The organism is Acidipila rosea, assembly GCF_004339725.1.
Classification (GTDB): Bacteria; Acidobacteriota; Terriglobia; order Terriglobales; family Acidobacteriaceae; genus Acidipila; species Acidipila rosea.
Genome location: NZ_SMGK01000003.1, coordinates 394,880 through 420,891, shown reverse-complemented (window position 1 = coordinate 420,891; position 26,012 = coordinate 394,880). Strand labels below are relative to the sequence as shown.

25 protein-coding genes are annotated in these 26,012 nt (G+C 58.1%); 11 read left to right on the top strand and 14 right to left on the bottom strand.

The features are described 5' to 3' along the window. Nucleotides 1–147: 147 nt before the first annotated feature. Both C7378_RS11785 and C7378_RS11780 read right to left on the bottom strand, forming a co-directional pair. Nucleotides 148–1,437, bottom strand: a complete 1,290-nt coding sequence (locus C7378_RS11785) for a hypothetical protein (protein ID WP_131996705.1) — start codon at nucleotides 1,435–1,437, stop codon at nucleotides 148–150. A gap of 522 nt (nucleotides 1,438–1,959) precedes the next feature. Then, nucleotides 1,960–3,027, bottom strand: coding sequence for a hypothetical protein (locus C7378_RS11780; RefSeq protein ID WP_131996702.1), 1,068 nt, complete (start codon nucleotides 3,025–3,027; stop codon nucleotides 1,960–1,962). 321 nt (nucleotides 3,028–3,348) lie between these two features. Between C7378_RS11780 and C7378_RS11775 the strand changes: the two genes are divergently transcribed. Beyond that, nucleotides 3,349–4,209, top strand: coding sequence for a glycosyltransferase (locus tag C7378_RS11775; RefSeq protein WP_207901412.1), 861 nt, complete (start codon nucleotides 3,349–3,351; stop codon nucleotides 4,207–4,209). Nucleotides 4,210–4,300: 91 nt separating this feature from the next. Here C7378_RS11775 and C7378_RS11770 read toward each other — a convergent pair whose 3' ends face one another. Both C7378_RS11770 and C7378_RS11765 read right to left on the bottom strand, forming a co-directional pair. Further along, on the bottom strand, nucleotides 4,301–5,380 hold the full coding sequence (locus C7378_RS11770) for a metal-dependent hydrolase (protein WP_131996699.1): 1,080 nt from the start codon (nucleotides 5,378–5,380) through the stop codon (nucleotides 4,301–4,303). An 85-nt stretch (nucleotides 5,381–5,465) separates the two neighbouring features. Then, a complete protein-coding gene (locus C7378_RS11765; RefSeq protein ID WP_131996697.1) occupies nucleotides 5,466–6,218 on the bottom strand; it encodes a hypothetical protein in 753 nt (250 codons plus the stop codon). A gap of 198 nt (nucleotides 6,219–6,416) precedes the next feature. Here C7378_RS11765 and C7378_RS11760 point away from each other — a divergent pair, with 198 nt between their 5' ends. The 10 genes from C7378_RS11760 (at nucleotide 6,417) to C7378_RS11715 (ending at nucleotide 16,676) form a co-directional block, all read left to right on the top strand. Beyond that, nucleotides 6,417–7,763: a glycoside hydrolase family 27 protein gene (locus C7378_RS11760; protein WP_131996694.1), complete on the top strand. Its 1,347-nt coding sequence runs from the start codon at nucleotides 6,417–6,419 to the stop codon at nucleotides 7,761–7,763. Between the two features lie 144 nt (nucleotides 7,764–7,907). Then, entirely contained in the window at nucleotides 7,908–8,540 is a 633-nt protein-coding gene (locus C7378_RS11755) for an FmdE family protein (RefSeq protein ID WP_131996691.1), read from the top strand. Further along, the gene (locus tag C7378_RS11750) at nucleotides 8,540–9,556 is read left to right on the top strand and encodes a hypothetical protein (RefSeq protein WP_131996687.1); all 1,017 of its coding nucleotides are present in this window, start codon (nucleotides 8,540–8,542) and stop codon (nucleotides 9,554–9,556) included. The genes C7378_RS11755 and C7378_RS11750 overlap by 1 nt, the downstream gene beginning before the upstream one ends. Nucleotides 9,557–9,649: 93 nt before the next feature. Further along, nucleotides 9,650–10,177 carry a GNAT family N-acetyltransferase gene (locus tag C7378_RS11745; protein ID WP_243648213.1) on the top strand — a complete coding sequence of 176 codons (528 nt, stop codon included), beginning with the start codon at nucleotides 9,650–9,652 and terminating at the stop codon, nucleotides 10,175–10,177. A gap of 15 nt (nucleotides 10,178–10,192) precedes the next feature. After that, entirely contained in the window at nucleotides 10,193–11,116 is a 924-nt protein-coding gene (locus C7378_RS11740) for an aldose epimerase family protein (RefSeq protein WP_131996682.1), read from the top strand. A 29-nt stretch (nucleotides 11,117–11,145) separates the two neighbouring features. Then, on the top strand, nucleotides 11,146–12,300 hold the full coding sequence (gene galK, locus C7378_RS11735) for a galactokinase (RefSeq protein ID WP_131996679.1): 1,155 nt from the start codon (nucleotides 11,146–11,148) through the stop codon (nucleotides 12,298–12,300). Nucleotides 12,301–12,497: 197 nt separating this feature from the next. Further along, nucleotides 12,498–14,264 (top strand): alpha-glucan family phosphorylase, encoded by a 1,767-nt coding sequence (gene glgP, locus C7378_RS11730; protein WP_131996676.1) that lies wholly within the window; start codon nucleotides 12,498–12,500, stop codon nucleotides 14,262–14,264. 170 nt (nucleotides 14,265–14,434) lie between these two features. Then, nucleotides 14,435–14,917: a GreA/GreB family elongation factor gene (locus C7378_RS11725; RefSeq protein ID WP_131996673.1), complete on the top strand. Its 483-nt coding sequence runs from the start codon at nucleotides 14,435–14,437 to the stop codon at nucleotides 14,915–14,917. A gap of 15 nt (nucleotides 14,918–14,932) precedes the next feature. Beyond that, the gene (locus C7378_RS11720; RefSeq protein ID WP_243648212.1) at nucleotides 14,933–15,646 is read left to right on the top strand and encodes a CDP-alcohol phosphatidyltransferase family protein; all 714 of its coding nucleotides are present in this window, start codon (nucleotides 14,933–14,935) and stop codon (nucleotides 15,644–15,646) included. A gap of 61 nt (nucleotides 15,647–15,707) precedes the next feature. Next, nucleotides 15,708–16,676 (top strand): isoaspartyl peptidase/L-asparaginase, encoded by a 969-nt coding sequence (locus C7378_RS11715; protein WP_131996670.1) that lies wholly within the window; start codon nucleotides 15,708–15,710, stop codon nucleotides 16,674–16,676. Between the two features lie 85 nt (nucleotides 16,677–16,761). On the opposite strand, the gene C7378_RS11710 is transcribed toward C7378_RS11715, so the two are convergent. The 10 genes from C7378_RS11710 to C7378_RS11665 form a co-directional block, all read right to left on the bottom strand. Next, on the bottom strand, nucleotides 16,762–17,706 hold the full coding sequence (locus tag C7378_RS11710; protein ID WP_131996667.1) for a cupin: 945 nt from the start codon (nucleotides 17,704–17,706) through the stop codon (nucleotides 16,762–16,764). Between the two features lie 74 nt (nucleotides 17,707–17,780). Then, nucleotides 17,781–19,538: a membrane protein insertase YidC gene (gene yidC, locus C7378_RS11705; RefSeq protein WP_131996664.1), complete on the bottom strand. Its 1,758-nt coding sequence runs from the start codon at nucleotides 19,536–19,538 to the stop codon at nucleotides 17,781–17,783. 9 nt (nucleotides 19,539–19,547) lie between these two features. Further along, the gene (gene yidD, locus C7378_RS11700; protein WP_131996661.1) at nucleotides 19,548–19,862 is read right to left on the bottom strand and encodes a membrane protein insertion efficiency factor YidD; all 315 of its coding nucleotides are present in this window, start codon (nucleotides 19,860–19,862) and stop codon (nucleotides 19,548–19,550) included. After that, nucleotides 19,859–20,293 carry a ribonuclease P protein component gene (rnpA, locus tag C7378_RS11695; RefSeq protein WP_131996658.1) on the bottom strand — a complete coding sequence of 145 codons (435 nt, stop codon included), beginning with the start codon at nucleotides 20,291–20,293 and terminating at the stop codon, nucleotides 19,859–19,861. The genes yidD and rnpA overlap by 4 nt, the downstream gene beginning before the upstream one ends. A 110-nt stretch (nucleotides 20,294–20,403) precedes the next feature. Next, nucleotides 20,404–20,559 carry a 50S ribosomal protein L34 gene (gene rpmH, locus C7378_RS11690; protein WP_131996655.1) on the bottom strand — a complete coding sequence of 52 codons (156 nt, stop codon included), beginning with the start codon at nucleotides 20,557–20,559 and terminating at the stop codon, nucleotides 20,404–20,406. Between the two features lie 368 nt (nucleotides 20,560–20,927). Beyond that, nucleotides 20,928–21,650 (bottom strand): Crp/Fnr family transcriptional regulator, encoded by a 723-nt coding sequence (locus tag C7378_RS11685; RefSeq protein ID WP_131996652.1) that lies wholly within the window; start codon nucleotides 21,648–21,650, stop codon nucleotides 20,928–20,930. After that, nucleotides 21,647–21,865: a hypothetical protein gene (locus tag C7378_RS11680; RefSeq protein WP_131996648.1), complete on the bottom strand. Its 219-nt coding sequence runs from the start codon at nucleotides 21,863–21,865 to the stop codon at nucleotides 21,647–21,649. The genes C7378_RS11685 and C7378_RS11680 overlap by 4 nt, the downstream gene beginning before the upstream one ends. Before the next feature lie 363 nt (nucleotides 21,866–22,228). Then, the gene (locus C7378_RS11675) at nucleotides 22,229–23,104 is read right to left on the bottom strand and encodes a universal stress protein (RefSeq protein ID WP_131996645.1); all 876 of its coding nucleotides are present in this window, start codon (nucleotides 23,102–23,104) and stop codon (nucleotides 22,229–22,231) included. 111 nt (nucleotides 23,105–23,215) lie between these two features. Continuing rightward, the gene (locus C7378_RS11670) at nucleotides 23,216–23,824 is read right to left on the bottom strand and encodes a DUF308 domain-containing protein (protein ID WP_131996642.1); all 609 of its coding nucleotides are present in this window, start codon (nucleotides 23,822–23,824) and stop codon (nucleotides 23,216–23,218) included. Nucleotides 23,825–23,948: 124 nt separating this feature from the next. Next, nucleotides 23,949–25,859: a heavy metal translocating P-type ATPase gene (locus C7378_RS11665; protein WP_243648211.1), complete on the bottom strand. Its 1,911-nt coding sequence runs from the start codon at nucleotides 25,857–25,859 to the stop codon at nucleotides 23,949–23,951. Between the last annotated feature and the right edge of the window lie 153 nt (nucleotides 25,860–26,012).

Genomic DNA, 26,012 nt, shown 5'->3' with positions numbered 1-26,012 from the left:
GAGGTCTCGAAACCGAGTGGCTCCCATCCAGGGGCAGCTTCCACGCGGAGCTTTTGGGGGTAGGGCCGCACTCGATCGAGACATGCGGCCCTATTCTGAAGAAGACTCCACAGACACTTCAGCATCGCTGGTCAGGCAATCTGCGTTCTACCAATACATGAAGCTGAAGTTGTCGAGATAGCTTGTGTATGCCGCCTGCTTCTCGTTTCCATCCATCTGGTAGTTGACCGTGATTCCATACCAGCTCATGGGAACGGTGAAAGGAGGATATGTCTTGTTAATGTTTGCAGTAATTCCATTGAGTGTGATCGATTCATAGATAACGGAATTATTGGGGCCACGCTGCACATTCAGAGTTATGTGGTTCCATCCATTCGCAATCGGATTGCAGGGAATCCCTGTGGGCACCCACTTTGCGTTTGCGTTATCCCAGATATCCCATTCATTGCCGCCATGGACTCGGCACTCCGTTCCCCACGTTATGCCGACACCGTCCATGAACCAATTCACGTCAAACTCTTCCGCCTGCGTAGCCTTCTCATCGCTGTAGTAGAAGTAAGCGTCATAAGTGAAGTTATGCAGGGAAGGAACAAGTTTGCGATCGATGTCCCGGAGATTTTGCGTCGAAAACTGACCTATCACTGGATTCTCAAAGAGCACATCTGAATAGGGCGTCTTGCCGCCGAGGTTGAATTGCGTTGCCTTGCCGTGGAGGGATGGTGCCTTCACGCCCTGCGCCATCGACCAGTTCACACCTGAGCAGGGATTATTGCAATCGGCATATACCGGAGCCAGTTGCCCCCAGCTATTCCAACCCTTACTGGCCTGAAGGTCGGTAAAAGTGTTGCCGCGTCCTTGCACCGTCACGCTGACTGGCTGACTTGAGGTGCCACCACACTGATCCCATGCCTGCACCACGGTATTTTGTGTCCCTGGACTCAAATTCATCTGAGTGTTGAGCCTCGAGCCCTTCACCACATACATCAGCTGGTTGTTGACGTAGATTCCCATCGCAGCCACACCCTGCGGACAATTCGTCGTGGCCGTTGCGACATAATTTGTCAGCCAGCTCACGGTGCTGTGATCAGAAGGTGAGGTGACCCAGACTCCGGTCTGGCCGGCTACGGTGACAGGTATGGAAGTTAATGTCGCTCCTCCGCAGTAGTCCCACTCCTGGACGACTGCGTTATGCCTGCCCGGCCTCATGCTCAGGGACGTCTTCATGCTTGTTCCCTGCACCACATATTCTAGGTGGTCGTCTACATAGACGCCCATTGAAGCGACTCCCCTGGAACAGGTGTTGGTGTTGGCGTTTGCCGTAAATTGCACGGGAGAGCTCACAGTTTCTTGGTTCTGTGGACTGCTGACCGTAACGTTGGCAAATGACGCTGCAGTGAACGACATAAGCATCAGGATGGAGGAGAGGAGGATTTTCATATGAGCCCCTTTAGTAACCAACTCCGAGCGGATTAGAGATACCAAGGCAGAACGACGCGAATGCGTGTAATCGCATGAGCAGTTACAGGCCGGTACGTCAGTGGTTCTTTTGAGCCGCTTCTATGGAGTGTTTATCGAATACTAAGTCGACTAACTTTGAGGAGCAATCAAACGAAGGTTGTATAAGTAGCGTTACATACGTAACAAGATATGCTCTCACCATTACTCAAGTAATTTTCGGGGTATGGGAGTTAAGCTATTCCCTTTGGAAATGCACCTATTGCCCTATTTAGGGAAAAATATGAACGATAACATGGACTAAATCCAATAGCTTTAATAAAGCTATTGGTTGGATATCACCAAAGTAATAGGAAATGTCGCGAGAGCTAAGAGAAACTTACAGCGCCATCTTCTGAAGACCAACAAAATGCCTGGAGTCTTCGAAAACGAGGATCTAAAGTATCTTCGCTTTCGAGATCCAGGCATTGTCCCGCATCTGCCTTGGGGATGTGGAGTTTTGCGCTACCGCCCTGAGGGGGCAGAGGACGGCGCAGAGGTCTGTGCTCCTCCCGGGATTTGATCCATCGGCAGTTCCAGCGCGAAGACAGTGACATCCTTCGCATCTGCATAGACCCACACGCCATGAAAAGCTTGCCGCAATCCAGGGTGCTGAGCCAGCAAGCCCGTCATCACATCGATGGCCTGCTTGCGCGCAGCCACCGGATCACGCAACTGTGCAGACTGGGCATCACTGGGCGTGTAATGAACTACGAAGTCCAGCGGCCCCAGCTCAGCCGATGCATCCACCTTTGTCACCTCAAACGAAGTGCCATTCATCTGGAGCATCACAGGCTTATCGTCCGGCAGATCTTTCGGCCTTATCTCATCAGCCTCGTGCTTGAGCTTCTCCATGTTAGGACTGGAGAGGAAGTCCACCGGATCGACGAGGAACTCTGCGATTTGATAGTAAAACCACGCCGGCCACTCCAGCTTTTGCTGCGCATATTCACGAGCATGAGTCCAGTACCACAGCCCATTTTGACCGGCCAGCATCAGCGATTTAGTGAAAAATCCCGCCAGTTTCCACTGTTTCTCAGGACTCTCAGCGAGAATGAGGGAAATCTGTTGCGGCTTCGGAACGCCAGTCGCGTGAAGGATAGCGAGCACATACTTTCCGGGGGGCAGCGTTGAGAAATTCAACACTACGGTCATCGAGGAGTTAACCGGACTACAGAAGAACTGCGAGCCCAGGGTGCCCTGGGGCGCCTGGGTAGCCTCAAATGCAAAGAGCTGGTCCACGGTGATACCGGCCTGCTGAATAAGCGGCTTTAGCGCCTCCGCTGAATGTGCGATGCCGTCGAAGTTAGCAGCAACGGAAGCAAGCGTATTGTTGCGGAGGCCCTGAAGATCGCCACTCTGGACTTCACCCACAAGCGTGCGCGCGACGCGCGACAGCTCTTCCCGCTGCGCGGAGGGAATTTGCGACTGCATGGTACAGGAGTCGCCATACGCGACCGGCAGGACCAGCGCTCCAGCCAGTGCAAGCACCAGGAGCCGAACAGCGTGTCTCAGTGTTTGATCTCTTTGCATGATCTTAAAGCTCTCCGATTACAGGCTTCCCAATCCAGGCCGCCGTGACTCACATACAGAGATGCAATTTGCCATTCAGAAGACAACGACTTCTGTCTCGGTCCACAACAAAGGGAACCATGCATCTTGCCTACGCAGCACGTAAAACACAGGAAATGCATCTCTGAAAGCTTCATCGTACATCAGAGGGCATCAATAGATTGATTATCGAAGATGTGCGCTCTTGCTGCACTTAGGAAGGGCATGTCTTGTGAGCCGACGAAGTTAGATACGCGTACGGTTATACTGAGAAATTCGTAGCTAAGCAGCAATGGAGCAACTGTGGACGCAAGAGCCGAGATAATCACACGAGCCGGAAATGAAGCCGCGCTCTCAGCTACGGAACACTGTGTCGTAGTTATCCCCTGCTACAACGAAGCCAAGCGTTTTCGAGTTGACGAATATGAGAGGTATCTGAAGAGCAAAGAGAGCGGCGAGATTCGTCTGCTCTTTGTCAACGATGGCAGCAGCGATGAAACGCTTCCAATGCTTGAGGCTCTACGCAACAGGTTTCCAACCCGAGTCTCCGTGCTCGATCAGCAGCCTAACCGTGGAAAGGCTGAGGCTGTACGCAACGGCATGCTGCATGTGATTGCCTCTGGAAGGGCCAGGATCACGGGGTTCTGGGATGCTGATCTCGCGACGCCTCTCCCACAGATCAACGACTTCGTGGAGCTAATGGTCTCCAAGCCTGACCTCAATCTAGTCTTTGGCGCGCGGGTGCGACTTTTAGGTCGCGATATCCATCGGCAGCCGGTTCGCCACTATTTAGGTCGATGCTTTGCAACTGCCGTTTCCCTGCTGCTCCATCTGCCAATCTATGACACTCAGTGTGGTGCGAAGCTGTTCCGCATTACACCGGAACTCAGCCTGGTGCTGTCCCAGCCTTTTCACTCTCGCTGGATATTTGACGTTGAAATGCTGGCCCGCTTTCTCGCTATTCACCAGGGCAGCACGAAGCAATTGGAGAAGGAAATTTATGAATACCCGCTGCCCGTCTGGACGGATGTGGCAGGCTCCAAAGTCAGCCCTCTGGACTTCTTCAAGGCTCTCGGCGAACTGGCCACTATCTATCGCCGCACGCTGAACGATAAAGCTTTCTCACCTCAGAGGCTTTCTTCAGGGCGCACTCGGCAAGAGTAAGCAATCGGCCACCTCGGGCAGCTGCGGCGGTGCTTTACTTTGCCTGCTGGATCGGCTATCGCAAACAGTGAGAGAGAGCTCTACCCGGCACTCACCGCTGCTTCTGGCCATGCATGTATTGGCCTTCGATCTGATGGTCGGGTCCTACATACACCCACCCTATGAGCGAAGCTGTTCCCGCCTTGTGCCGGAACTTCTCCAACTCCTCTAAAAGGCTGGGGCTGTCGAAACGCATATCAAGAAATGCGACTGTGTGCCAATGTTGTCCGGCTGGAGTGGGTGGTGCGACCGGGGCGGGTATAGACAAGGAGCCCATGTCTTCGATGAGCGGCCATGTCGACCAGTCGACGTAGACTTTTCCCAGGTGAGACTGCTTGGCGGCCACGACTGCGGAGGTAATCGGGCCCTTTAAGATCACTCTTCGATTCAGGACAACCTCATTGTGCAGCGTATCGACACTCGCAGTACGGTAGGCGTTCCCTGTGTCGATGACCATATGCCACCGGAACGGGCTCGTCATGGAAGGCTCCGCGCCAATACGCCGGACCGGTTCGGCAAAGTAGTCCCCATTCTTCACCAGGGCGTTAGCGTGCGCCTGTTGCTGGCTCCGTAACCCCCACCACAGCAGAACAAAAGTCAGCGCAGCCCATGCCCATACGCGCTGTCCGGCAAACTTCTCGCGACTGCCCCTCTCCTGATTGCCAAGGAGAAAAGCACCTGGCGCGAGCAGCGCAATCACCAGCGACAGGAAGATAAACGTGTCGAACAAATTGAGAATTCCCCAGGCGTACCAGTGGGGGTTGAACGGGTAAAAGGGACGGACACCGTAGTTCGTCGTGTAGTCGAGCAGAATGTGGCTGAGATCGGCGATGAAGGCGCAAAGCCAGACCCAGCCCCAGCGAATGGGTACGGAGGGTCTGGCTGTTCGCATGCGGTCAAAGATCATAAGCACAGCCAAGGTGCCCAAAGCCATGAAAGGTGCACCAAGAAAAGTGTGCGTGATCCCGCGATGATGTTGCAGCTCGGATACAGGGCCATGCAGTCTCCAGAGCATGTCGAGGTCAGGAGCCTCTGCGCCAATCACCATGGCTGCCGTAACATACGAAGTTTTTCTATTTAATCCGGAGCGGCTGAGACAAGCCCCGGTGAGCATATGGGTAACAGGTTCCATTCAAGAGTCACCGTAATGGCTCAAGCAGGTCTGCGCAAGATAACCAGAGGTTGGCTAAATCACTGCAAACACTTGACACTTCCCGCTACTGGGGTGCTTCCTGCTGTTTTTGCTGGTCATGCATCTGCTGAAGCCGCCGCAGATTCTGCTCAGCTCTCACCTGGGGGTCATCCGATCCGGCAGGGGGAACGTGAATAATCGCACCTGGGCCCGGAGGCTCTTCCTCGGACTCGCTATCTGAATTTTCGCTACCTCCCGAGGCTGCAGCATTCGTTCTGGGCGCCTCAACAACCGGCAAACTGCCATTCTTCGGCAGCAGTTGCAACTCACGCGGGGTGCCATCCGGGGTATTTCCGATCATAATGAAGTTACTCCCTGACCCGGCCAGGAGATCTGTAAGAACGTCACTGGGATTGCCAGGACCATATACGCCAAATACCCGTCCGCTCTTGACGTCGCCCTTGATGGTCATGCCACTCATCTTGGCAATATTTCTTAGAATCTGGCTCAGGTCAGAGTTGTCCGCTTTCACCGTGAGACTCCGATTCTTCAGTAGCACTTGGGCTATGCCAGCTGGAGCATCTGCAGAGGACGCAAGATTCTTCGGCTTTTCAACCGGCAAACTGACCCGTCGCTCTTTGGCAGCAGATGTTTTTCTCGGCTTATGAGCCGTCCTGGCTTGCGCCACAGCGCGCGAAGTCTGTGGCGGCGCTGCTTGGGCCTGCACCGCCTGCACATAAGAGACACTGGCAATACAGAGCATCCACGCTGCCCAGCGGCCGCAGCTTGCGGCTCCACGCATCACCGGCATCTTTTCGCAAATCTTGAAGAACTTCATTGAGGGTTCTCGGAGAATTCGGGGCGAGCGTCAACCTCTATTTACAAGACTAACAGCGGCCCCATTGCGCTCGCCAACGCCAAGGCTCCCCGGGGTCAGCCCGCTTAGACCCATCGCGCCGAAAGCACATTAGGCGAAGGCAGGAAATTGCGGTTACACTGCTGGCTGCGTGGAAAACGTTGTCCGGAGTATGCCTGAATGCGCCGAATGATCTGGATGCTTGCCGCCTTATCGGTTCTTCCCCTGGCCGCTTTTTCGCAGCTTGCTCCCACCCCTCCAATGGGGTGGAACAGCTGGGATTCTTATGGACTGACGATCACCGAGGCTGAGTTTAAGCAGAATGTCTCGTGGTTCAACACGCACCTGAAGCCCTATGGCTGGAAGTACGTCGTGATCGACGAGGGATGGTATCTGGCGCACCCGGAGAATGCCGGGACCAAGGGCGCGGACCAGGGCTATACGCTCGATGCGAATGGCCGCTATACTCCGGCCCCGGGTCGTTTTCCTTCGGCAGCGAACGGAGCCGGCCTCAAGGCTCTCGCTGCTTACGCCCACTCTCTGGGACTGAAGTTCGGCATACACATTATCCGCGGCATCCCCAAGGAGGCCGTGGAGCGGAATCTGCCGATCGCAGATTCGAGTTTTCATGCCGCTGATGCGGCGGACAAGGCCGATACCTGCCGATGGAATCCGGACAACTATGGCGTCAAGAACAATGCCGCCGGGCAGGCTTATTACGACTCGATTGCGAACCTGTATGCCGGGTGGGGTATCGATTTCGTTAAGGTGGACTGCATTTCCGCGCCGTACAAGCAGGGCGAGATCCACATGATGAGCGCTGCGCTGAGCAAGACAGGGCGGCCTATTGTGCTCAGCCTGTCCCCTGGGCCGACACCGCTCGAGGACGCGGCGGACGTGACAAAGCAGGCGCAGATGTGGCGCATCTCGAATGATTTCTGGGATGTATGGTCGCAGCAGAACAACGATCCTCATGGCTTTCCCCAGAATGCGGTGCAGCAGTTCCTGCTGGTGTCGCAATGGGAGCAGTTTGCTGGGCCCGGGCACTGGCCGGATGCCGACATGCTACCTTTTGGCACCCTGGGACCACGGCCCGGATGGCAGCAGCCTCGCAAATCCCGGCTGACGGCGGATGAGCAGCGGACGATCTTCACGCTGTGGTCGATTGCGCGTTCGCCCCTGGTGCTGGGAGCAAACCTGACCCAGATGGACGCGGCCACCGAGGCGCTGCTGACGAACCGCGAAGTGATTGCCGTGAATCAGGCCTCGACCGGTAACCAGGCGCTGATGCACACGCCGCAGAGCTGGATCTGGACGGCCAAGGCGACATCGGCGAAGGGTGAGTATGTCGCGCTCTTTAATGTGAGCAACGGGCCGCTCGACATGGAGTACACCTGGCAGGATCTGGGGCTTGCGGCGGGGAAGCACACGGCCCGCGACCTCTGGCAGCACAAGGATCTCGGCAGCTCAACAGGGGTAAAGGTGAAAATTGCGCCGCACGCTTCGCTGCTCTACAGGGTAGAGTAGCTGCACCTAATGCAACCTATTCTTGGTCGTCACGTTCAACATCGGGAAGATCGCGACCTGTACGCTTATGGCTGTTAGCTGGCGCGTTGCTGGCGACAATTAGGGCGATACGCCTGAGGCGCTATACCCGAGTACCATACTGCTATGGAGTCTCTTGACGAGCTGCTGAAGGCGGCAGAGGCGGCGCATGGGCATCTCTGCGCCGGACAGATCCTTGGCGTGCGGATGGCAATGTTTGGTTGTGCGCGGCTTGGGATCGAAGAGCCCCGCGGCAAAGATCGCAAGCGGCTGGTCACCTATGTCGAAATTGACCGCTGCGCAACCGATGCCATCGGAGTCGTGACGGGGTGCAGACTTGGCAAGCGTGCGCTCAAGTTTCGCGATTGGGGGAAGATGGCGGCGACCTTCTGCGATCTTGCCACCGGCCGGTCGCTGCGAGTAGTTGCGCGCGAGTCATCCAAAGCAAGGGCACGGGAACTCTATCCCGAAATCGAAAATAAGAATCAGCAGCAGATGCGCGCCTATCGCGAAATGCCGGATGTGGAACTATTTGCGGAGCAGTGGGTGAAGGTGGAGATTGCGCCGAAGGAGTTCCCCGGCTTCAAGGGCGAGCGGGTGGCATGCGAGGAGTGCGGCGAGGGGATCAACTATGATCGGTTCGTACGCCGCGAAGAGCGCTTGCTGTGCCTGGGCTGCGCGGCGCCGGAGCAGCGCTACTACACCGTCCTTGAGGCCACTGAGGCTGAGACAACAGGGCTTGAGGGCCCACAGAATTAATGCGAAAACGAACGCGCATCACGATCCTGGTTGCAGCTGTGATTCTTGTGTTGCTGGTGGTTGCCGTCTACCTGCGGAAGAAAGCTCCCCCGGAGGTGGCACGGCTGCTCCCGGAGTCGGACGGCATCGTTTACCTCAACCTGCGGCCACTGCGCGCGGCGACGCATTTTGACCAGCGCCAGGTGCCGCACGATCCGGATTATCAGAAATTTATCGATGCCACGGGGATTGTCTTTGAACGCGATCTGGATGAGGCGGCGTTTGCGCTGCATCGCAGGCCCGACCCGTTCGGGCCGAATGGGCCGGTGGCGTTCTCTGAGGTCTTCGACGGGCGTTTTGATGGGCACCGGCTGACGAACTACCTGGCGGGTGTAGCTGCCTCGCAGGAGAAGTACGCCGGCCACACGATCTACAACGTCCCGAGCGACGGACGCACGGTGAGGGTCGTGCTGCTGGGCTATGACATGGTGGCGATCAGCAACACTCCAACTTCGGAGCAGATTCACTCCATGATTGATCGATACCGGACAGCGGCGCTGCCATTCTCCGGTTCGACGCTGCTGGCGCAGCACTATGCTGATGTACCGCTACTGTCTCTGGCATGGGGCGTCGGGCAGATAGGACTGCCACTGGGGCAGGAGGGGGGAATCAGGATCATGGGCATCCGCCTGCCGCTGGCCGTCGATGCTACGTTCATCGCGTCGCTGCGGTGGACCGGATCGATCCGGCTGCGCATTGAAGAGATTGCACCTACGGAGGGCGCGGCGACCGCTTCCGCCGAGTCGATCAAGGCGCTGGTATCAATCTTCCGAGCAGCGGAAAACAACCTGCCGGGCAGCCTCACGGATGCCGACACTGCGGCGCTGCTGAACAGTACGAAGGTGGTGCACTACAAGGATCGTGCAGTGCTGACGGCTACCCTGCCGCCCACTTTGCTGCAGCGAATTGTGAGTGCCCCGGAGAAGACGCACAGCCTGCCGGTGCCCAGCCACGGTTCGGGGGACGGCCAGCGATAGTCCATTTGGCGGACGCAGAAACAGCCGGGTTGAACTATGCTAATGGGTCCGAGGGCGGTCCAGCCTCGAGTCGCCACCACGGAGAAAGTACGATTGAAGGACGAATTCAGGCTCCGCCGCTGCGGCGCGGGTGATGAACAGGCGCTATCGCTGGTTGGGGCGGCGACATTTCTGGAGGCGTTTGCCGGCACTCTGGAGGGGCGAGACATTCTGCTGCATTGCCAAAAGCAGCACGCACCGGAGGTCTATGCCACGTGGATGGCAGAGACCTCCAGCCGCATCTATATAGCAGAAAGCTCTCAGGGCGGCGCGCCAGTGGGGTATGCCGTCCTTGCTGAGGCTAAGCTGCCGGTGGCGGATCCGCAGCTTACGGACATTGAACTGAAGCGAATCTATCTGCTGCATCGGTTTCAGGGGTGTGGGCTTGGACGTGCGCTGATGGAGCAGTCGATCGAAGCGGCCCGCGAGATGGGGCGGAAGCGACTGCTGCTGGGCGTTTACGGGCGCAATGTTGGGGCAATCGCATTTTATGAGCGGTGCGGGTTTCGCAAGGTAGGAGAACGTACCTTCCTCGTGGGCACGACACTGCACGAAGACGCCGTGATGGGGCGGGAAATCTAAAGGAGACGGGGCAGAGTGAGAAAGACGCTGACGCTCGATAACGGGAAATTGCATGTGGAAGTCATACCGGAGCTTGGCAGCAAGCTGAGTTCGCTGCGTCTGAGCGGGGGCGCGGAACTGTTGCAGCAGCCTCTGCGGCCTTATGCCGCCCGCACCAGGGAGATGGCTTTTGATGAAAGCGATGCCAGCGGCTTCGATGAGTGCCTGCCCTCGGTTTCAGGCTGCGTTGTTCAGACTGCTGCAGGAGCAGTGACGATTCCCGACCATGGGGACTTCTGGCGCATCGAGTGGCAGGGGGAGCAGTCCGGAGACGAGATTCGCCTCAGGGCCGATGGGTTTAGCCTGCCGCTGCGCTTTGAAAAGACTCTGCGTCTTGAAGACTCCAGCGTAATCCTCGCCTACCGGGTAACGAACCTGAGCGATCAGCCGGTCGAGTATGCCTGGTCGGCCCACCCGCTGTTTACAGTAGACGCGGGTGATCGCATCCTTTTGCCGGGAACTGTAGAGAGCGTAGTCGTACAAGGGTCAGCAGGAGATCGGCTGGGCACTGCAGGTACTCGCCATAACTGGCCACGGGCAATCCAATCGGATGGTAAAACGGTCGATCTTAGCATCGCCGGAGATATCGCGGACGGTATCGGAGATAAGCTTTACACCGCTGCTCCGGCCGAGGGCTGGTGCGCGATCGAGCGGCGCAAAGAGAAGTGCCGCATCTCAGTTCATTTTGATGTGACTGAAATTCCCTCGCTGGGGCTTTGGCTCTGCTACGGAGGGTGGCCTGAAAAGGGGACAGCGCGGCAGCAGTGTGTCGCCCTGGAGCCTTGCACGGCTCCGGTTGACTCACTTGCGCAGGCAATGGAAAATGGCTCGGCAAAGCGGTTGACAGCGGGACAGAGCGATACCTGGCAGATCACGGTTCGTTTAACTGGTGTATCGTAGGCGTTGGCAGAAATGAGGATAGGACTTAGATGATGGATGTAACCGCTATCAAAAGGACGCATCTGGAGCGCTTCAAAGAGACGCCGAGGGTCTTTACTTCTCCGGGTCGCGTGAACCTGATCGGGGAGCATACCGATTATGCGGAGGGCTTCGTAATGCCGGCGGCGATCGATTTTTCGACGCAGGCAGCGATAAGTTGCCGGGATGACAGACAGGTCGCGATCTACTCGGCGAATTTCACCGAGCAGGTGATCCACGATCTGGATGCGATGCCGGAGCGGGGCTCACACCACTGGAGCGACTACCCACTGGGCGTGGTTCATATGCTCAGGCTGGCTGGCATTGATGTACCGGGCTTCAGCATGAGCATCGAGGGCAATGTGCCGTTGGGCGCAGGGCTGAGTTCCTCAGCGTCGATCGAGGTCGCGGTGGCGCTGGCGGTGCTGAGTGCGGCAGGAACGACGCTCCCGCCGCCGGAGGTAGCGCGGCTGTGTCAACGGGCAGAAAACAGCTATGTTGGAGCTTCGACTGGGATCATGGACCAGTTCATCGCCTGCTGCGGCGCGGAGGACCACGCCCTGCTGCTGGATTGCCGGAGCCTGAGCTACAGACTGGCGCCCATTCCGAGCAATATCAGCCTGGTGATCTGCAATACGATGGTGAAGCACTCCCACGCCGGCGGAGAATACAACACGCGGCGCGCCGAGGTGGAAGAGGGTACGGCCATTCTGCGCAGTCATCGGCCAGAGGTACGCGTGCTGCGTGATGCGACACCGGAAGACCTGGAACGCTGGGGGCACGAGATGCCGCCGAATGTTTTGAAGCGCTGCCGCCATATCATCACAGACAGCCTGCGGGCCATCGCCACCGCGGATGCCCTCGAAGCCCACGACCTGAAGAAGCTGGGAGAGTTGCTGGCGGCTGCCCATGCGAGCTACCGCGACGATTTCGAGGCCAGCTGTCCCGAGGCTGACATCATGGTGGACCTGGCGGTTCGCGATCCTCACTGCTACGGCGCCCGGCTGACGGGCGGAGGATTTGGCGGCTGTACGGTAAACCTGGTCGAAACGTCGGCGGCTGAGGCCTTTTCAGAGAAGATCGCAGCCGACTATCGTGCAGCCACTGGCATACAGCCCGACATCTATCGCTGCAGGGCCTCCGCCGCCGCGCACGAAGTGTTGTAAGCGGGAACTGAGAAGCTGGCGTCTCCTTTCCCGCGCCATACCGGATTTGATATGGCACCTGATATGGCAACAAAGTCGTATTCCATAACAATGGCGCGACCGCTAGACTGCAGCAAGGTGGATCTGCGTGTCCTGCCGGTCCATTTCCCGGAGAAGCCGAGTGGCTTCCTTCCGGGAGTGCGGGAGATAATAAAGTAATGTCTTTTTCCAGTCGTGTCCCAACCGAAGTCCTCAACTCCAGCACCAGTATCGTCGCGTATTTCTCGATGGAGATAGCCGTACGCCCTGACATGCCGACCTACAGCGGCGGTCTGGGAGTACTCGCCGGAGATACTCTGCGCTCCGCGTCCGATCTGGGGCTGCCTCTCGCCGCTGTTACTCTGGCGCACCGCCAGGGCTACTTCAAGCAGCATCTCGACGCCGACGGCAATCAGACTGAGGAGGCTCAGCCCTGGAGTCCGGAGGCGCTCTGCGCGGCTGAGGATGCGACGACCGTGGTGATGATTGAAGGCCGTCCGGTCACAATTCGCGCCTGGCGCCACGACATGAAGGGCGTGACGGGAAAAATTGTTCCTATATATTTCCTAGACACCGATGTTGACCAGAACGATCCTGCAGACCGCATCCTGACAGATCGCCTCTATGGTGGCGATAGCAATTATCGCCTGCGGCAGGAAGCAGTGCTGGGCATCGGCGGAGCATACATCCTCCGTGCGCTAGGTTACGAGCCAGTTGTCTACCACATGAACGAAGGTCATGCGGCGCTCCTGACGGTGGCGCTGCTGGAGCAGCAGCTCGGCGAGCGCGGCCTGCTATCGGCTACAGAGCAGGATTACCGGAAGGTGCATGAGCGTTGCGTCTTTACGACGCATACCCCGGTCCCGGCAGGACACGACCGCTTCTCAATGGAGCAGGCCTATCGCATTCTCGGCGACGAACGTTCGTCGCTGTTGGAGCGGGTGGGGGGCGTACATGAGGGGCTGCTGAACATGACCTATGTGGCGTTGCGCTTCTCACGTTTTGTGAATGGGGTCGCGATGCAGCATGGCAAGGTTTCGCGGGAGATGTTCCCCGATTACGCCATCGATGCGATCACCAACGGGGTGCATGCGGGAACCTGGACGTCGCAGCCATTTCAGGGACTCTTCGACAAGCATCTTCCGCGCTGGCGACAGGACAATGTGACGCTGCGCTACGCCATCGATATTCCGGAAGTAGAAATAGAGCAGGCACATAGCCAGGCGAAGCAGACCCTGGTAGACGCAGTAGCCCAGCGCACGGGCGTGCGACTGGATACAGAGACCTTCACGATGGGCTTTGCCCGGAGGGCCGCAACTTACAAGCGGGCAGACCTGCTCTTTACCGATCCGCAACGGCTGATTGAAATGGCGCACAAGTTCGGCGGCATGCAGATCATCTACAGCGGCAAGGCGCACCCGGCGGACGATCCGGGCAAGGCGAAGATCAAGCACGTGATCGAGCTGGCTAAGGAGCTTAACTCAGACGCGCTCCGAATCGTGTATCTGGAGAACTACGAGTGGGAGCTGGGCGCGCTCCTCACGGGCGGCGTGGACGTGTGGCTGAATACCCCGAAGCGACCCTATGAAGCCTCCGGCACAAGCGGAATGAAAGCCGCGTTGAATGGTGTTCCCAGCCTCAGCATTCTGGACGGCTGGTGGATCGAGGGCTGGATTGAGGGCGTGACCGGCTGGGCCATCGACGATCACGACGATGAAACCGGCGAGAGCAACTCGCTCTACGAGCACCTGGAGCAGGTGGTGCTGCCACTTTATTACGAACAGCCGCAGCAGTGGCGTCGGATCATGCGGTCGAGCATTGCCCTGAACGGGTCCTTCTTCAATACCCAGCGAATGATTGAGCAGTATGTGCTGAACGCGTATTTTCCGGAAAAGCGAGTGATTGGCGCACCGGTAGAGTCGCTGGAAGCAGTCATGTCCCGATAGGAACACATCGAAGCGAGGCGTGTCCGGGGGATATTCGCAACTCCCTGGGCACGCCCCGGAACCCCGACTTCTCCGGTTGGAAGTCACGCACTGGCCTTCCCGTCGTATAATCGTCCTTTGCGGTCAGCGGCCTGCCGCTTTCCCCTAATCACTCCCCTACGGATTGCTGGATGACCGAACACGTCAAGAAAAAGCTGCAGGAAGAAATCACCAAACTCGAGCACGAACTGGCTCATGAGCTTCCCCTGGAAATCAAGAAGGCCGCTTCGCTCGGAGACCTGAGCGAAAATGCCGAGTACCACATGGCCAAGCAGCGCCAGGAGTTTGTAAACGCGCGCCTGGGCCAGATGAAGAAGCGCATGGCCGAGCTGGCTCTCGTCAACCTTTCGAATATTCCGCATGACCGCGTGGCCTTCGGTTCGACAGTGCTCGTCTATGACACTTCCAAAGACGAGAAGATCGAGTACAAGCTGGTGATGAGCGAAGAGTCCGATGTGAACAAGGGGCTGATCTCGACGACCTCGCCTATTGGACGGGGCTTGATCGGCAAGCAGGTTGGCGATGTGGCGACGGTGGTCACACCCAACGGCAAACGTGAGATGGAGATTCTGAAGCTCACGACCATTCACGATGAAGCCGAGTCGCCAGCCTAGAAACATGAGCACCCGATGAGCAGAACATGGACGAGTGCGTTTGGCCGCGGCTGCGGAGTGATCCTGCAGGCCATCGTCAATGGCCTTGCGCTGACCCGCATCTCGCCGAACGTGCTCACCTTTGTCGGCCTGATTATCAACACTGTAGCGGCCGTGCTCTTTGGCTACGCCAATGAGCACAACTACGTCCGCATGTTCGCCTACGCGGGGCTGGTGATTATCGGCGCCGGCATCTTTGACATGGTAGATGGACGGGTGGCGCGGCAGACGGATCAGGTGACGATCTTCGGCGCGTTCTTTGACTCCGTCATCGACCGCTACTCTGACGTGGTGCTCTTCTTCGGGCTGCTGGTCTATTACGCACGCGGAAATCGCTTCTTTTATGTAGTGCTGGCGGCCTTTGTAATGGTCACATCGCTGATGGTCAGCTACACACGTGCGCGCGCTGAGGCCCTGATCGGCAAGTGCAAGGTCGGCTTTATGGAGAGGCCGGAGCGCGTCGTGCTGATTATTCTTGGTGCACTCTTCAACCGTTGGGGCGTGATGGCGCCGGTATTGTGGGTGCTGGCGGTGCTGTCGACGGTGACCGTGATCCACCGCATCAGCTTTACCTACCAGATGACAAAGCACCTCGCACCCGTGAAAGAAACGCTGCCGAGGGTGCTGCGCAACCTTCCCCAGGAGCCAGGCCCGGATCTGCAGTCGGCGACCGATGCTCCGCGCGCCTGATGGCGCGGAAGCATCGCGCAACTTCCTGCCTTGTCGTTCGAGTAGAATCAGCTAGCCACTTATGACTCACACTCCTGTATTGCTCGTCCACGGCGGCGCCTGGGCGATTCCCGATGACATGATTGATGCGCACAAGCAGGGTGTTGCCCGCGCGCTGGAGGCTGGCTATGCGCTGCTCGAGCGGGGCGCATCTGCGGTCGATGCGGTCGAGGCCGCCGTAACCGTGCTCGAAGACGATGAGACATTCGATGCCGGAAGAGGCAGCTTCCTGACGCGGGACGGGCGCGTGCAACTCGATGCGCTGCTGATGGACGGCGCAACGCTGCGCGCGGGCGGAGTCGCCTGCGTGGAGCGGTTGCGGAACCCGATCCAGGCGGCACGGCTGGTCCTCGAGAAGAGCCCTCACGTCTATTTTGTAGGCGCGGGAGCGGAAGAATTTGCCGCGCAGCATGGAATTCCGCTCATCGATAACGCTGAACTGGTGCTCGACCGGGAGCGTGAGCGGCTGGCCGAGGCACAGAACCGAGCGCTGGCTGGCTTGCCTGATCTGACTTTTGCCGGAGATGACAAGTCAGCGGAGACGGCGGCAGAGCTGGCTTCGCGCGAAGCGGGGCTTGCGTCTCACGACACGGTCGGGGCGGTGGCGCTCGACGCGCACGGCCACATCGCCGCTGCAACCTCAACCGGCGGAACGCTGAACAAGGCTCCGGGGCGAGTTGGAGATTCTTCGCTGATCGGCTGCGGCTGCTATGCGGACAACCTTAGCGCAGCGGTTTCGTTGACGGGCTGGGGCGAGCCGATCATGAAGCTGGTGCTGGGCAAATGGGCGACCGACCGGGTGCAGCAGGGGCGCTCGCCGGAGGCAGTCGCGCCAGATGCGATCGCATACCTTTACAAGCGGCTGGGTGGCCACGGCGGCATCATCCTGCTCGCGCCCGATGGGCGCTATGGAGTGTCGCACAACACCCCACGCATGGCCTGGGGCGTGGCGACCGCCAAGGGGCAGCAGGTGGAGATTGTAGTCGAGTAGCTTCGCCTCGATCACCCGGCACATCGTTGCTCGAAGCGATTGCTACCTGCGCTGCTCGTCTGGAAACGCGCAGCGCCGGTAGACCTTAGTCTTCCTTGTAGAACTGGATGTCGAGGGTTCGCAAATAAGTGTGGAAACCCGCATCCTGGATGGGCATCACAAAGGCCTCGTCTGCCGACTCATTCACATGTTCATGCCAGAATCCGGGCGGGGTGACAAAGGCTGAGCCGGAGACCCAGTCGACACGGACCGCGTCGCGGATGGTGCCGTTTGGGTTCAGCTCGGGACCTACAAGGGTATAAACGCCAGGCTTTGCATCCACGACATAATCAAGCGCGACGGACTGGTGGCGGTGGGGAAGCTGGCGTGTGCCGGGAGCGATGGTGCCAAACATAGTCCATAGGGTGTGAGTGATGGTCATCGTCTGCTCGAACTTCTTGTTGGCGAGCAGAACGCTGATGCGGCTGCGCTTCGAAGCTTCGGGATCATGCTTTGCCCTGTCGAGCTCGGCCATTACAAGCTCGCGGGTATAGAGTGTGGGGCGGAAGCGCGCCTGAGCCCTGCTCGCGCCCAAATAAGCGAAGAGCGGCGAGTCGTTGACCATATAGAAAGCTGCTTCTTCGTCCGCAGAGTGGATCGCCTCGATGCCGGGCAGCGCTAGAAAGTCACCCGCTTTCCAAGCGATGGAACCCTCTGCCGTCTCCGAGTGGCCACGTCCGCAAATCACAAAATAAAACTCACTGCTCGCGTTAGGCGCGCTGACTAGCTTTTCTCCGGCAAGGATACGAACGAAGCTGGCGAGCAGGCCCGGACCGGTCGCTGGCCAGGGGGTACGAAGCTCCGAGCTGAGATCGAGCGGAATAATGCGGGTGGGACCTGAAGCGTAGAGGTCTGCGGAGAATCCCTTGATCGGGATAGGCGGGGTCGAGCCGGACTCGATAGGGTTGGCTGCCCGGCTGTATTCGAAGATCTGCGCGTCCTGCGTAAGGGTCGCGGTGGAGATCAGCGGCGCTGCTGTCTGGGTGCTCATTCGTTATCTCTCCTGAACGTGAAGTGCTGTTGCAATCCGTCCTTTTGAGCGAGTGGAAGCAGCGCCGCTGTACCTTATCGCCGAGCGTTGATGACCTTGCCTGCTTTCTTTGCGGCGCGGCGTGCTGCGATTTCGCGAACTTCCCTGCCCATCTTCGTCTTGTTCATTGCCATCTGCTGCACGATGCCGAGTACGTTGCTTCCGGCCCAGTAGAGGGCCAGCCCCGAGCCAATGTTCCAGGTCATGAAGCCGAAAACAGCCGGCATGGTGAAGGCCATCATACGCTGCTGAGCCGGATCTACGCCGGGCGACGGCGTAAGCCATTGCACGGCAAACATCGAGATGATGAAGAAGATCGGCAGGATGTGATATGGATCCGGCGCGGAAAGATCGGGCAGCCAGAGCCAGTGGGCCTGGCGCAGCTCAATGACGTTGCCGAGCATGCGGTAGAAGCCGAGCAGCAATGGCCACTGGATCAGCATGGGAAGGCAGCCGCCGAACATATTGACCCCTTCCTTCTTCTGGAGGTCCATGATCTCGCGCTGCATCTCCTGCTTGCGCGGGTCGGTGGCTTTGAACTTGGCGTATTTCTGCTTGATCTGGTCCATCTGTGGCTGAATGCGCTGCATTTTCAGCGACGACTTCATCATCTGGAAGCGCGTGGGCAGCATAGCCACATTCAGGATCAGGGTCAGTAGAAGAATGGCCCAGCCCCAGTTGGGAATCAGATGCTGGTGGAAGAAGCGCAGCATAAGGAAGAGTGGCTTGGAGATGACTCCCCACCAGCCAAAGCTGACGACCTTCTCAAGATTCGGTCCGCCGTCGGTCGGGATGGAGCCGAGTACGCCGAGCGCTTTAGGGCCTACAAAAAGGCGGGTGCTGTAAGTACCGGTGGGGCTGCCGAGGCCCGCGCCAAGCACAGAAGCACTCTCGGTCTGGTTGGGCTCAGGATGCTTCGGATTCTTGGGGATATTGATGGTGTTATGCAGGGTGACGAACTGGGACTCTTGGCCCGGCTCCGGCAGGAAAATGGAGGTGAAGTAGAGATCGCTGACACCCGCCCACGCAAAAGTGCCCTGCTGAGTAGCTCCGCCAACGACCTTTTTGTAGGCGACCTGCTCCACCTTATCGCCTTGCGCGGTGTCAATCATACCGCCGGCGTACTGGGGAAGCGTCTGTTGATCGCCGAATCCTGAGGGCCACGCAAGCATGGCCGCCAGGGGCGAGCCGTTGCGGGTGGCAGTCACCTGTGCGCGAATCACATAGCTGGAATCGAAGGTGAAGCTCTTCTCGACCGTGACGCCATTGGCTGCGTACTCGAAGCTGAGCGTGCCTGGGGCGGTGAGGGAACCTGTAACAGAGGGCTTGTAGAGGGCACTCGCCAGCTGTCCGCGCAATGCAGCATCGTAGGTATAAAGCGATAGCGGGTACCCGAATTTCGCGGCGGCGGAGTGGTTGACCAGGTCAAGCGGCTTGCCATCGTCATCCTTGTACTTCTTAAGGATCCAGGAGGTTACCTGCGCGCCCCGGTTGGAGAACGTAATGCGATAGAGCTCATTCTCAACCACGGTGGTGGACTCAGCCGCAGCCTGAACGCTGCTGGCGACACCGGAAGAGGCGCCAGGAACCGCAGCGGCGGGTGGCTCAGAAGAAGCTGGAGTATCAGACTGGCTTGTTGCTGCAGCCGCTGGCTTTTCAGCGGCGGGCGCCGGCTTATGCTGCTGCTTGAAGAACTGCAGACCAAGAAACATCACCAGAAAGATTCCAGTGAAGATGAGGACTGTCTTTGAGTCCTGTCCGCCTTGCTGATTCGGATTGCGTATTTCTGCCAAGAAGATTTCCTATCGATGACCGGCGGGAAGCGAGCATGCCGGTTCTTGTACTGGTTCTATGGTAACTGCTCCTGCGACGGTTTCATCGCAGTGGAAATTACGTCGCGGAGGGACAGGATCAAAGCCGCCGCGGGCGAAAGGCTGACAGCGCAGCAGGCGCCAGAGGGCCAGACCGCTGCCGCGCCAGAATCCGTGCTCGGCGATCGCGATCGATGCGTATTCAGAACAGGTCGGCTGGAAGCGGCAGGCCCCCGTGAGCCCCAGCCCAGCATGCAGCATGGGAGAGAGAATCTGCTTATATATCCTGAAGAGGATCTGCCTCATGGCTGCGCCTCACTGACTGCGTGAACAGCGCTGGCGATTCGATGAAAGATGGTGACGATTTCCGCCTCAAGCCGGGAAAACTCCATCTCGGCGACAAAATGGCGGGGGTGAAGAATGACATCAATGGACTGAGGCAGCAGGTCGAGGTGTAGCCGGACTGCCTCGCGCATGCGGCGCTTGATGCGGTTGCGTTTGACCGCATTACCGAGCACACGCCCCACGGTAAGCCCGATACGTGGCGTCGCCGTGTCTATCAGTTCAGCCGGGCGCACCCGGTAGAAGTAGCTCATCGAGGGCGAGGACTGCTTGCGGGCAGCCTTATAGGCACTCTGATAGTCCCCGTGCCTATGCAGGCGGAAGGGCGCGAGCGAGACGCCGCGACGGGGCGGCTGCTCCGTGACGGTAGTGGAAGACTGGGTCTGGGTTGGCATGAAGGCAGTCCCTTTTCTGCGTGCCGCCAACTGTGGGCGGCACCTGCCGAGGGAGAAAACATTCGCGGGACTGGCAAAACCAAAGAGCGCCTGCATGACGCCGGGCGAAACTAGTCGCGATAGCCAGCGCTGACGGCAACCTTGTGGCGACCCTTGGCGCGACGACGTGAGAGGACGGCTGCACCGCTCTTGGTCTTCATACGGGTACGGAAACCGTGCGTCTTTGCACGATGGCGGCGGTTGGGTTGGAATGTGCGCTTAGGCATGGAACTGCGCTCCTCAATCTTTTAATCTTTTTAAAGTTTAATGCACGCGGCAGGAGCGTTTTACCGCACGCCGGGCGAATCATCAGTATAGCGGAAAGGCGAGCGCCCGACAATCCTAGCGGGGGTAGCTCCCTCGCCGGCCCACGGCAAGTGAGCCGGCGTGGCTGTTTCGTGCGGCCAACGGGAGAGCCAAGACAGAGAATTACAAAGTGGTGCAGTGAAAAGTGGTACCAGCGGCCGGCTGAGCGGTCTGGCCAGGTGCTTTACTGCACCTGATCCTCAACAAGGAGAATGCCGACAACAACGGAGCCCCCAAAAGAACAACCAAGGCAGAAATCAATACAGAAGGACTGCAGGAAATCTCAGGCTTATGATCCGCCGATCGCCTCCAGGGCAGCACGGCTGGGGATCATCATGGTTGCACCTTTAAATGTGACCAGATGCCTGCTTTTGAATTCGCTGAGCGTCCGAGTAACGGTCTCGCGGGTTGAACCGACGCATTCCGCTATCTGTTCGTGAGTCAGACGAACCTTGATCTGAGTTCCATCCTTTGTTTCTCTTCCATCGGCGCACCAATGAAGGAGAAGGCGGGCGAGCTTGCCATGCGCCGAGCTCGACAGTCCGATGGTTCGGAGCTGCTCGCAGGCGCTGCTGTATTGCGAGCTTAGTTGCATTGCCACGGCCTCATACACCTCGGGATAGGTGTGCACAAAGCGCAGAAAGTCATCGCGGCGAATAAAGGCTATCTGGCAGGGCTGAAGGGTTTCGGCGCTTACCTCAGCGTGAGCATTCGACATGACCGAATGCAGGCCTATAATTTCCCGCGGTCCCGCAATACGCAGAATCAGGGTCTTGCCGCCACGGGAGCTGACAGCCAGTTTCACCAGGCCCGAGCACAGGAGGAACACTCCGCGGGTGTGCTCGTTTTCAAGAAACAGCACAGATCCTGAGGGGTAGGTGGTTGAGTATTTGATCGCCGCAAACTCTTTTGCCGCTGCAGGAGAGAGATGGCAGAAAAAGTTGTCTGCTTTGAGCTTGCAGCTTTCACAGGCTAGGTTAGAGGCGGTTCCGTGCAGGCCAGACATATTCATGACTCCTCTTCGAGTGTCCTTAATGTTTGAACTACTTCATTTGCGAATTGCCTGGTCAGCGGTGAGTCCGCCAGTATCTCGCAACCTGTTGCCCTGACAATGTCTCTCAAAATGCGTTTCCCCTCTTTATCCACAAAAGTCATGCCGCGTATATCCAGGCGGAGCTTCTTCGAATTAACTGAAAGCATCTGCCACATCTGCTCCAGTTCTGCCACCCAGGGTCCGGCTAATCGTCCTTCTACTTTCAAGATCAAGAGGCTTGGGTGATCATGCTTGGAAACTCTTAACAAGGTGACTTCTCTTCTTTCTTGCCTGTAATCCTAAGTACACTTGGGCGACCAAAGAAGGAGGTTCACCGGTCAAATGCCGCATCTTGCTGATTGAAGATAAGATAGATCGCAGATAATTAAGGCTAGGAGGGAAGGGGCTGATAGCGGTGACGACGCTTTAAGACGAAATATCGTCACAGGAGACTTACTAAAGTCACATATTCGGCCCTAAACCAAAAAAGTGCCCCAAAAACGGGGCACGGCTCCGTCGTACGATGTTCGCTCAACGGTGGTGGTGGAGTTGTATTGCTACCTGAGAGTCATAACAGGGACGGTTGCCTCGGCAATAATCCGGTGCACAACACCTGCGGAAACGAGGCGGGCTGTTTTGGATGCGCCCGTTGCCCCGAGCACAATCAGATCGGCAGGCAGCGCTTTGGCCTCGGCAAGAATCTCCGCGGCGGGATCGCCATCGCGCACTACTTTTTCGAGGTCACACCAGAGCTCGCTCTCACCCTTGGCGAGCGACGCCAACTCGTCTTCCCTTTGCTGATGCAGCTCCGCATTGGCTGCCTGCCCGGCGGGGATTACATGGAGCAGAACGAGGCGCGACTGGTAGAGGTTAGCAAGCTCAAGGGCTAGCTGCGCGCTCTGATGCGCAGGGTGATGAAACGACGTAGCGAACAGAATCGAGGTCGGCACCCCCTCCTGGCGCACCAGGGGGGAAACATGGGGCCCGATGACACAGACGGGGATGTCGAGCGAGTGCAGCAGGTCCTCGGCAACAGAGCCAAGCAAAAGCCGCTCCAGCGCCTGCGCAGCCCGGGTACCAACAATTACCCGATCGACTCCGCGCTCGTTGACGAGTGTGGAGATCTGCTCCTGCGGCCGGCCCTTCAACACAAGCGGCTCGCACACGATGCCGTTGGCCTGGAACTCCTTCACGAACTGATTCAGCTTGTCTTGTGCAGCATGCAGTGTAGGCCCGGGCAAGACAAAAGGAGCACCCTCCGTCGGGCTGGTGCGAAGGTACTCGGGCTCGAGGACATAGGCAAGGAGAACTTTTGCCGCACTGAGCCTGGCCTGGGCTATGGCATGCGGCACAAGATAGGGACCGTCGTGCAGGTTTGTAGCGACAAGAATCAGATCGGGACTGCTCCACTGGTGGGTCTTTGTTTCCTTCATGGCATGGTCTCCAGGACACACGCCCAGCTTGGGCGTCAAAGGCCAGCGCAGTCTGTGATGAGGATCACTCAGGTCTTCCTGGCAGATGGGTCAGTTGCTTTCGAGCTGTATTCAGTGGCCGCCGAGCGGGAGATCACCAGTAGAATCCGTGTGGCGGGGGCGATGAGACAGCCGGAAAAAGAGAAAAGGCAAGAGCTGGAGAGTGGAAAGAATCGCGACATAGCCAAGCAGCATTGCCATGTGCTCGTTCGAAAGATCGCCTCCACTGAGAAGTGAAATCCCGAGAACTATCTCAAAGGCTCCACAGAGGTAGAGCGCCCGCCGGATCGCGCGATGATGCTCCAGGTGATGAGCAATGCGCAATTCCCCCAGCCCGAAGAGGAATGCGTGAGGAGCAACGACCAGGGCCACCGTATGCAGGGATGCCTGGCGGGAGAGCGCAAGGTAAAGGCCGGTACCGATGGATAGCAGCCCCAGTGCGAGATAGACCACCAGTTCCCGCTTGTGGGCGGTGCCGAACTGAAAGGCGATCGTTCCTTCTACAAGGCCTATGGTGACGAAGGCGGCCGCCACGAGGACGACGAGGACTAAAGAGGCAACGACCTCCAGGCGCTGATTGGCTAGCGTTGGATTGAGGTAAATCAGTGCGGCGATAAAGGCGATCAGCAGAGTGACGACGGTGGTGATAACGAAGCGGTGAAGTTTAAGTTCCGATTGCATGACGTTTTCTCGCCCGAGCGAAATTTACATTCTCGCGTAGTGCCAGAGTAGCGATCCAGACGTGTGGCAGGATGTGATGAAGATCACCACAGACAGGTCGCGAACATTTGAGGAGAGCCTATGCTTAAAAGTCCTGCAGATCGCGGGAAGGAATGGATGCGCGGACGGCATTAAGGACCGCGAGCACGTCGATGACCTCCTGGCCGATGGCGCCAGCCAAGGGCGGAAGATAGCCAAGAGCCGCAGCGATCATACCTGCCGTGCTGAGCACCATACCGCCAATAGCACTCTGCAGTGCAATCCGGCGCATACGGATGCCTATGTGAAGAAGCTCATCAACCTTGCCAAGGGTGGGCTCGAGGATGACGGCGCCTGCTGCCTCAGAGGTAATATCACTGTTCTGACCAAAGGAAACGCCCACGGTTGCAGCCATCATGGCAGGTGCATCATTGATGCCATCGCCGAGGAAAAGGGTGGCTTCTTTCGCGGTCTCCTCACGCACAATATTGAGCTTCTGTTCAGGGGTGAGGCTGGACCGGGCATCTTCGATCCCGACTATATCGGCGAGGTGCTCGACTTCGCTTCCACGATCGCCGGACAGAATCACCAGATGCCTGACATGATGCATAGGTCTTAGATGACGAATGAAGCGGCTGCCTTCCTTACGTGGCCGGTCGTGAAACTTGAAGAGGGCCGCCAGGCGATCGTCCACAAGAACGATGCACTCCATGCCGGATGCGTTAACGGGAAGCAGCGCCGCCAGCTCAGGGCGGAGGCTGCGCCGGCCGGTAACCAGCACCGATCTCCCTGCGATGTTGCCGCGCAGGCCCTCCCCGGGCTTTTCACTGATCTCCTTAACCGGCTGGAGCGCGAGGTTCTTCTCCTGTGCAGCACGGAGTATGGCGCCGGCCAGCGGGTGCTTGGAGTATTGTTCCAGGCTGGCTGCGAGTGCGAGCACGTCGCTGCTCTCTGCGCCGGAGAAGCTGATGATATCCGTAACGACAGGCTCCCCATGAGTAAGGGTTCCGGTCTTGTCAAAGAACATGGTTCGAATCTCCCCGACCTGTTCGAGGATGACCGGCTTCTTGATGACGATGCCTCGCTTGGCCGAGAGAGAAATGGCTCCAATGATGGAGACGGGGATCGCCAGTAGCAGCGGGCACGGAGTGGCGATGACGATGACAGCGAGAAAGCGTTCCGGATTGCCGCTGAAGAGCCAACCTGCCGCTGCGACTGCGATCGCGATTGGCGTGTAGATAGCTCCAAGGCGGTCCGCCAGGCGGCGAATGCGCGGTGGATTCTGCTCGGCGCGCTGCATCACTTCCATGATGCGTGCGTAGCGTGAGTCTACGGCGAGCTTCTCCGCAACGATGGTCAGGACGGCGTCCTCGTTCAGCGCGCCGGAGATGACCTGGGAACCGGAGGTCTTTCGCATCCGGAAGGGCTCGCCAGTGAGGAAGGACTCGTCCATGGTTCCGCTGCCGGACTCGACAACGCCATCCACGGGACAGATTTCATGCGGGTAAATAATGAGCCGGTCGCCAACCTGAATGTCGCCTACCGGAATATCCGAGGTCATGTCACCCGCGATGCGGTGGGCTACGCTGGGCATGCGGCGAGCCAGCGCATTGAGGACCGAAGAGGCACGTTGCGTTGCGTAGGCCTCAAGCGCCTGCCCGCCAGACAACATGAGGACGATAATGGTCGCCACCAGAAACTCGCCCATCAACGTGGCGGTCACGATCGAGAGTCCGGCAAGGAAGTCTGATCCAAACTGCCGCTTCAATGCCTGGCGGGATAATTCATAGAGCAGGGGGACGCCCCCTGCGATAATAGCTATCCACAGTGGAACGCTCGCCGCATAGCCCGTGACGGAGAACCCATAACGGAGAACCAGATGCAGAACAATGGCTGCAAAAGAGAGAATGGCCGAGATACTGTTCCAGGCGCGCACCAGATTGCGTGCAAGCGAGTCACCTGCGATTTGTGTCGACTTGGACGTCATTGCGATGGTGGAGAGAGTACATGATTGCACGCAGTCGCGAAACTGCTTCAATATTCGTCATCGTAGACTTGCGTGCTGCTTTATTTCTGTGACTGCAGTCACTACAGGGACTGTGGGCAGAGGATATGCTAAGAGCGCCTGAATTGCTTCGAGGTTTCAGATAGCGAAAGGCCGCAGGCTGCT

Bases quoted from the DNA above. Each gene is read 5' to 3' on its own strand.
- C7378_RS11785 (WP_131996705.1), bottom strand. From the start codon at position 1,437: ATGAAAATCCTCCTCTCCTCCATCCTGATGCTTATGTCGTTCACTGCA.
- C7378_RS11780 (WP_131996702.1), bottom strand. From the start codon at position 3,027: ATGCAAAGAGATCAAACACTGAGACACGCTGTTCGGCTCCTGGTGCTT.
- C7378_RS11770 (WP_131996699.1), bottom strand. From the start codon at position 5,380: ATGGAACCTGTTACCCATATGCTCACCGGGGCTTGTCTCAGCCGCTCC.
- C7378_RS11765 (WP_131996697.1), bottom strand. From the start codon at position 6,218: ATGAAGTTCTTCAAGATTTGCGAAAAGATGCCGGTGATGCGTGGAGCC.
- C7378_RS11760 (WP_131996694.1), top strand. From the start codon at position 6,417: ATGCGCCGAATGATCTGGATGCTTGCCGCCTTATCGGTTCTTCCCCTG.
- C7378_RS11755 (WP_131996691.1), top strand. From the start codon at position 7,908: ATGGAGTCTCTTGACGAGCTGCTGAAGGCGGCAGAGGCGGCGCATGGG.
- C7378_RS11750 (WP_131996687.1), top strand. From the start codon at position 8,540: ATGCGAAAACGAACGCGCATCACGATCCTGGTTGCAGCTGTGATTCTT.
- galK (WP_131996679.1), top strand. From the start codon at position 11,146: ATGATGGATGTAACCGCTATCAAAAGGACGCATCTGGAGCGCTTCAAA.
- glgP (WP_131996676.1), top strand. From the start codon at position 12,498: ATGTCTTTTTCCAGTCGTGTCCCAACCGAAGTCCTCAACTCCAGCACC.
- C7378_RS11725 (WP_131996673.1), top strand. From the start codon at position 14,435: ATGACCGAACACGTCAAGAAAAAGCTGCAGGAAGAAATCACCAAACTC.
- C7378_RS11720 (WP_243648212.1), top strand. From the start codon at position 14,933: ATGAGCAGAACATGGACGAGTGCGTTTGGCCGCGGCTGCGGAGTGATC.
- C7378_RS11715 (WP_131996670.1), top strand. From the start codon at position 15,708: ATGACTCACACTCCTGTATTGCTCGTCCACGGCGGCGCCTGGGCGATT.
- C7378_RS11710 (WP_131996667.1), bottom strand. From the start codon at position 17,706: ATGAGCACCCAGACAGCAGCGCCGCTGATCTCCACCGCGACCCTTACG.
- yidD (WP_131996661.1), bottom strand. From the start codon at position 19,862: ATGAGGCAGATCCTCTTCAGGATATATAAGCAGATTCTCTCTCCCATG.
- rnpA (WP_131996658.1), bottom strand. From the start codon at position 20,293: ATGCCAACCCAGACCCAGTCTTCCACTACCGTCACGGAGCAGCCGCCC.
- rpmH (WP_131996655.1), bottom strand. From the start codon at position 20,559: ATGCCTAAGCGCACATTCCAACCCAACCGCCGCCATCGTGCAAAGACG.
- C7378_RS11685 (WP_131996652.1), bottom strand. From the start codon at position 21,650: ATGAATATGTCTGGCCTGCACGGAACCGCCTCTAACCTAGCCTGTGAA.
- C7378_RS11675 (WP_131996645.1), bottom strand. From the start codon at position 23,104: ATGAAGGAAACAAAGACCCACCAGTGGAGCAGTCCCGATCTGATTCTT.
- C7378_RS11670 (WP_131996642.1), bottom strand. From the start codon at position 23,824: ATGCAATCGGAACTTAAACTTCACCGCTTCGTTATCACCACCGTCGTC.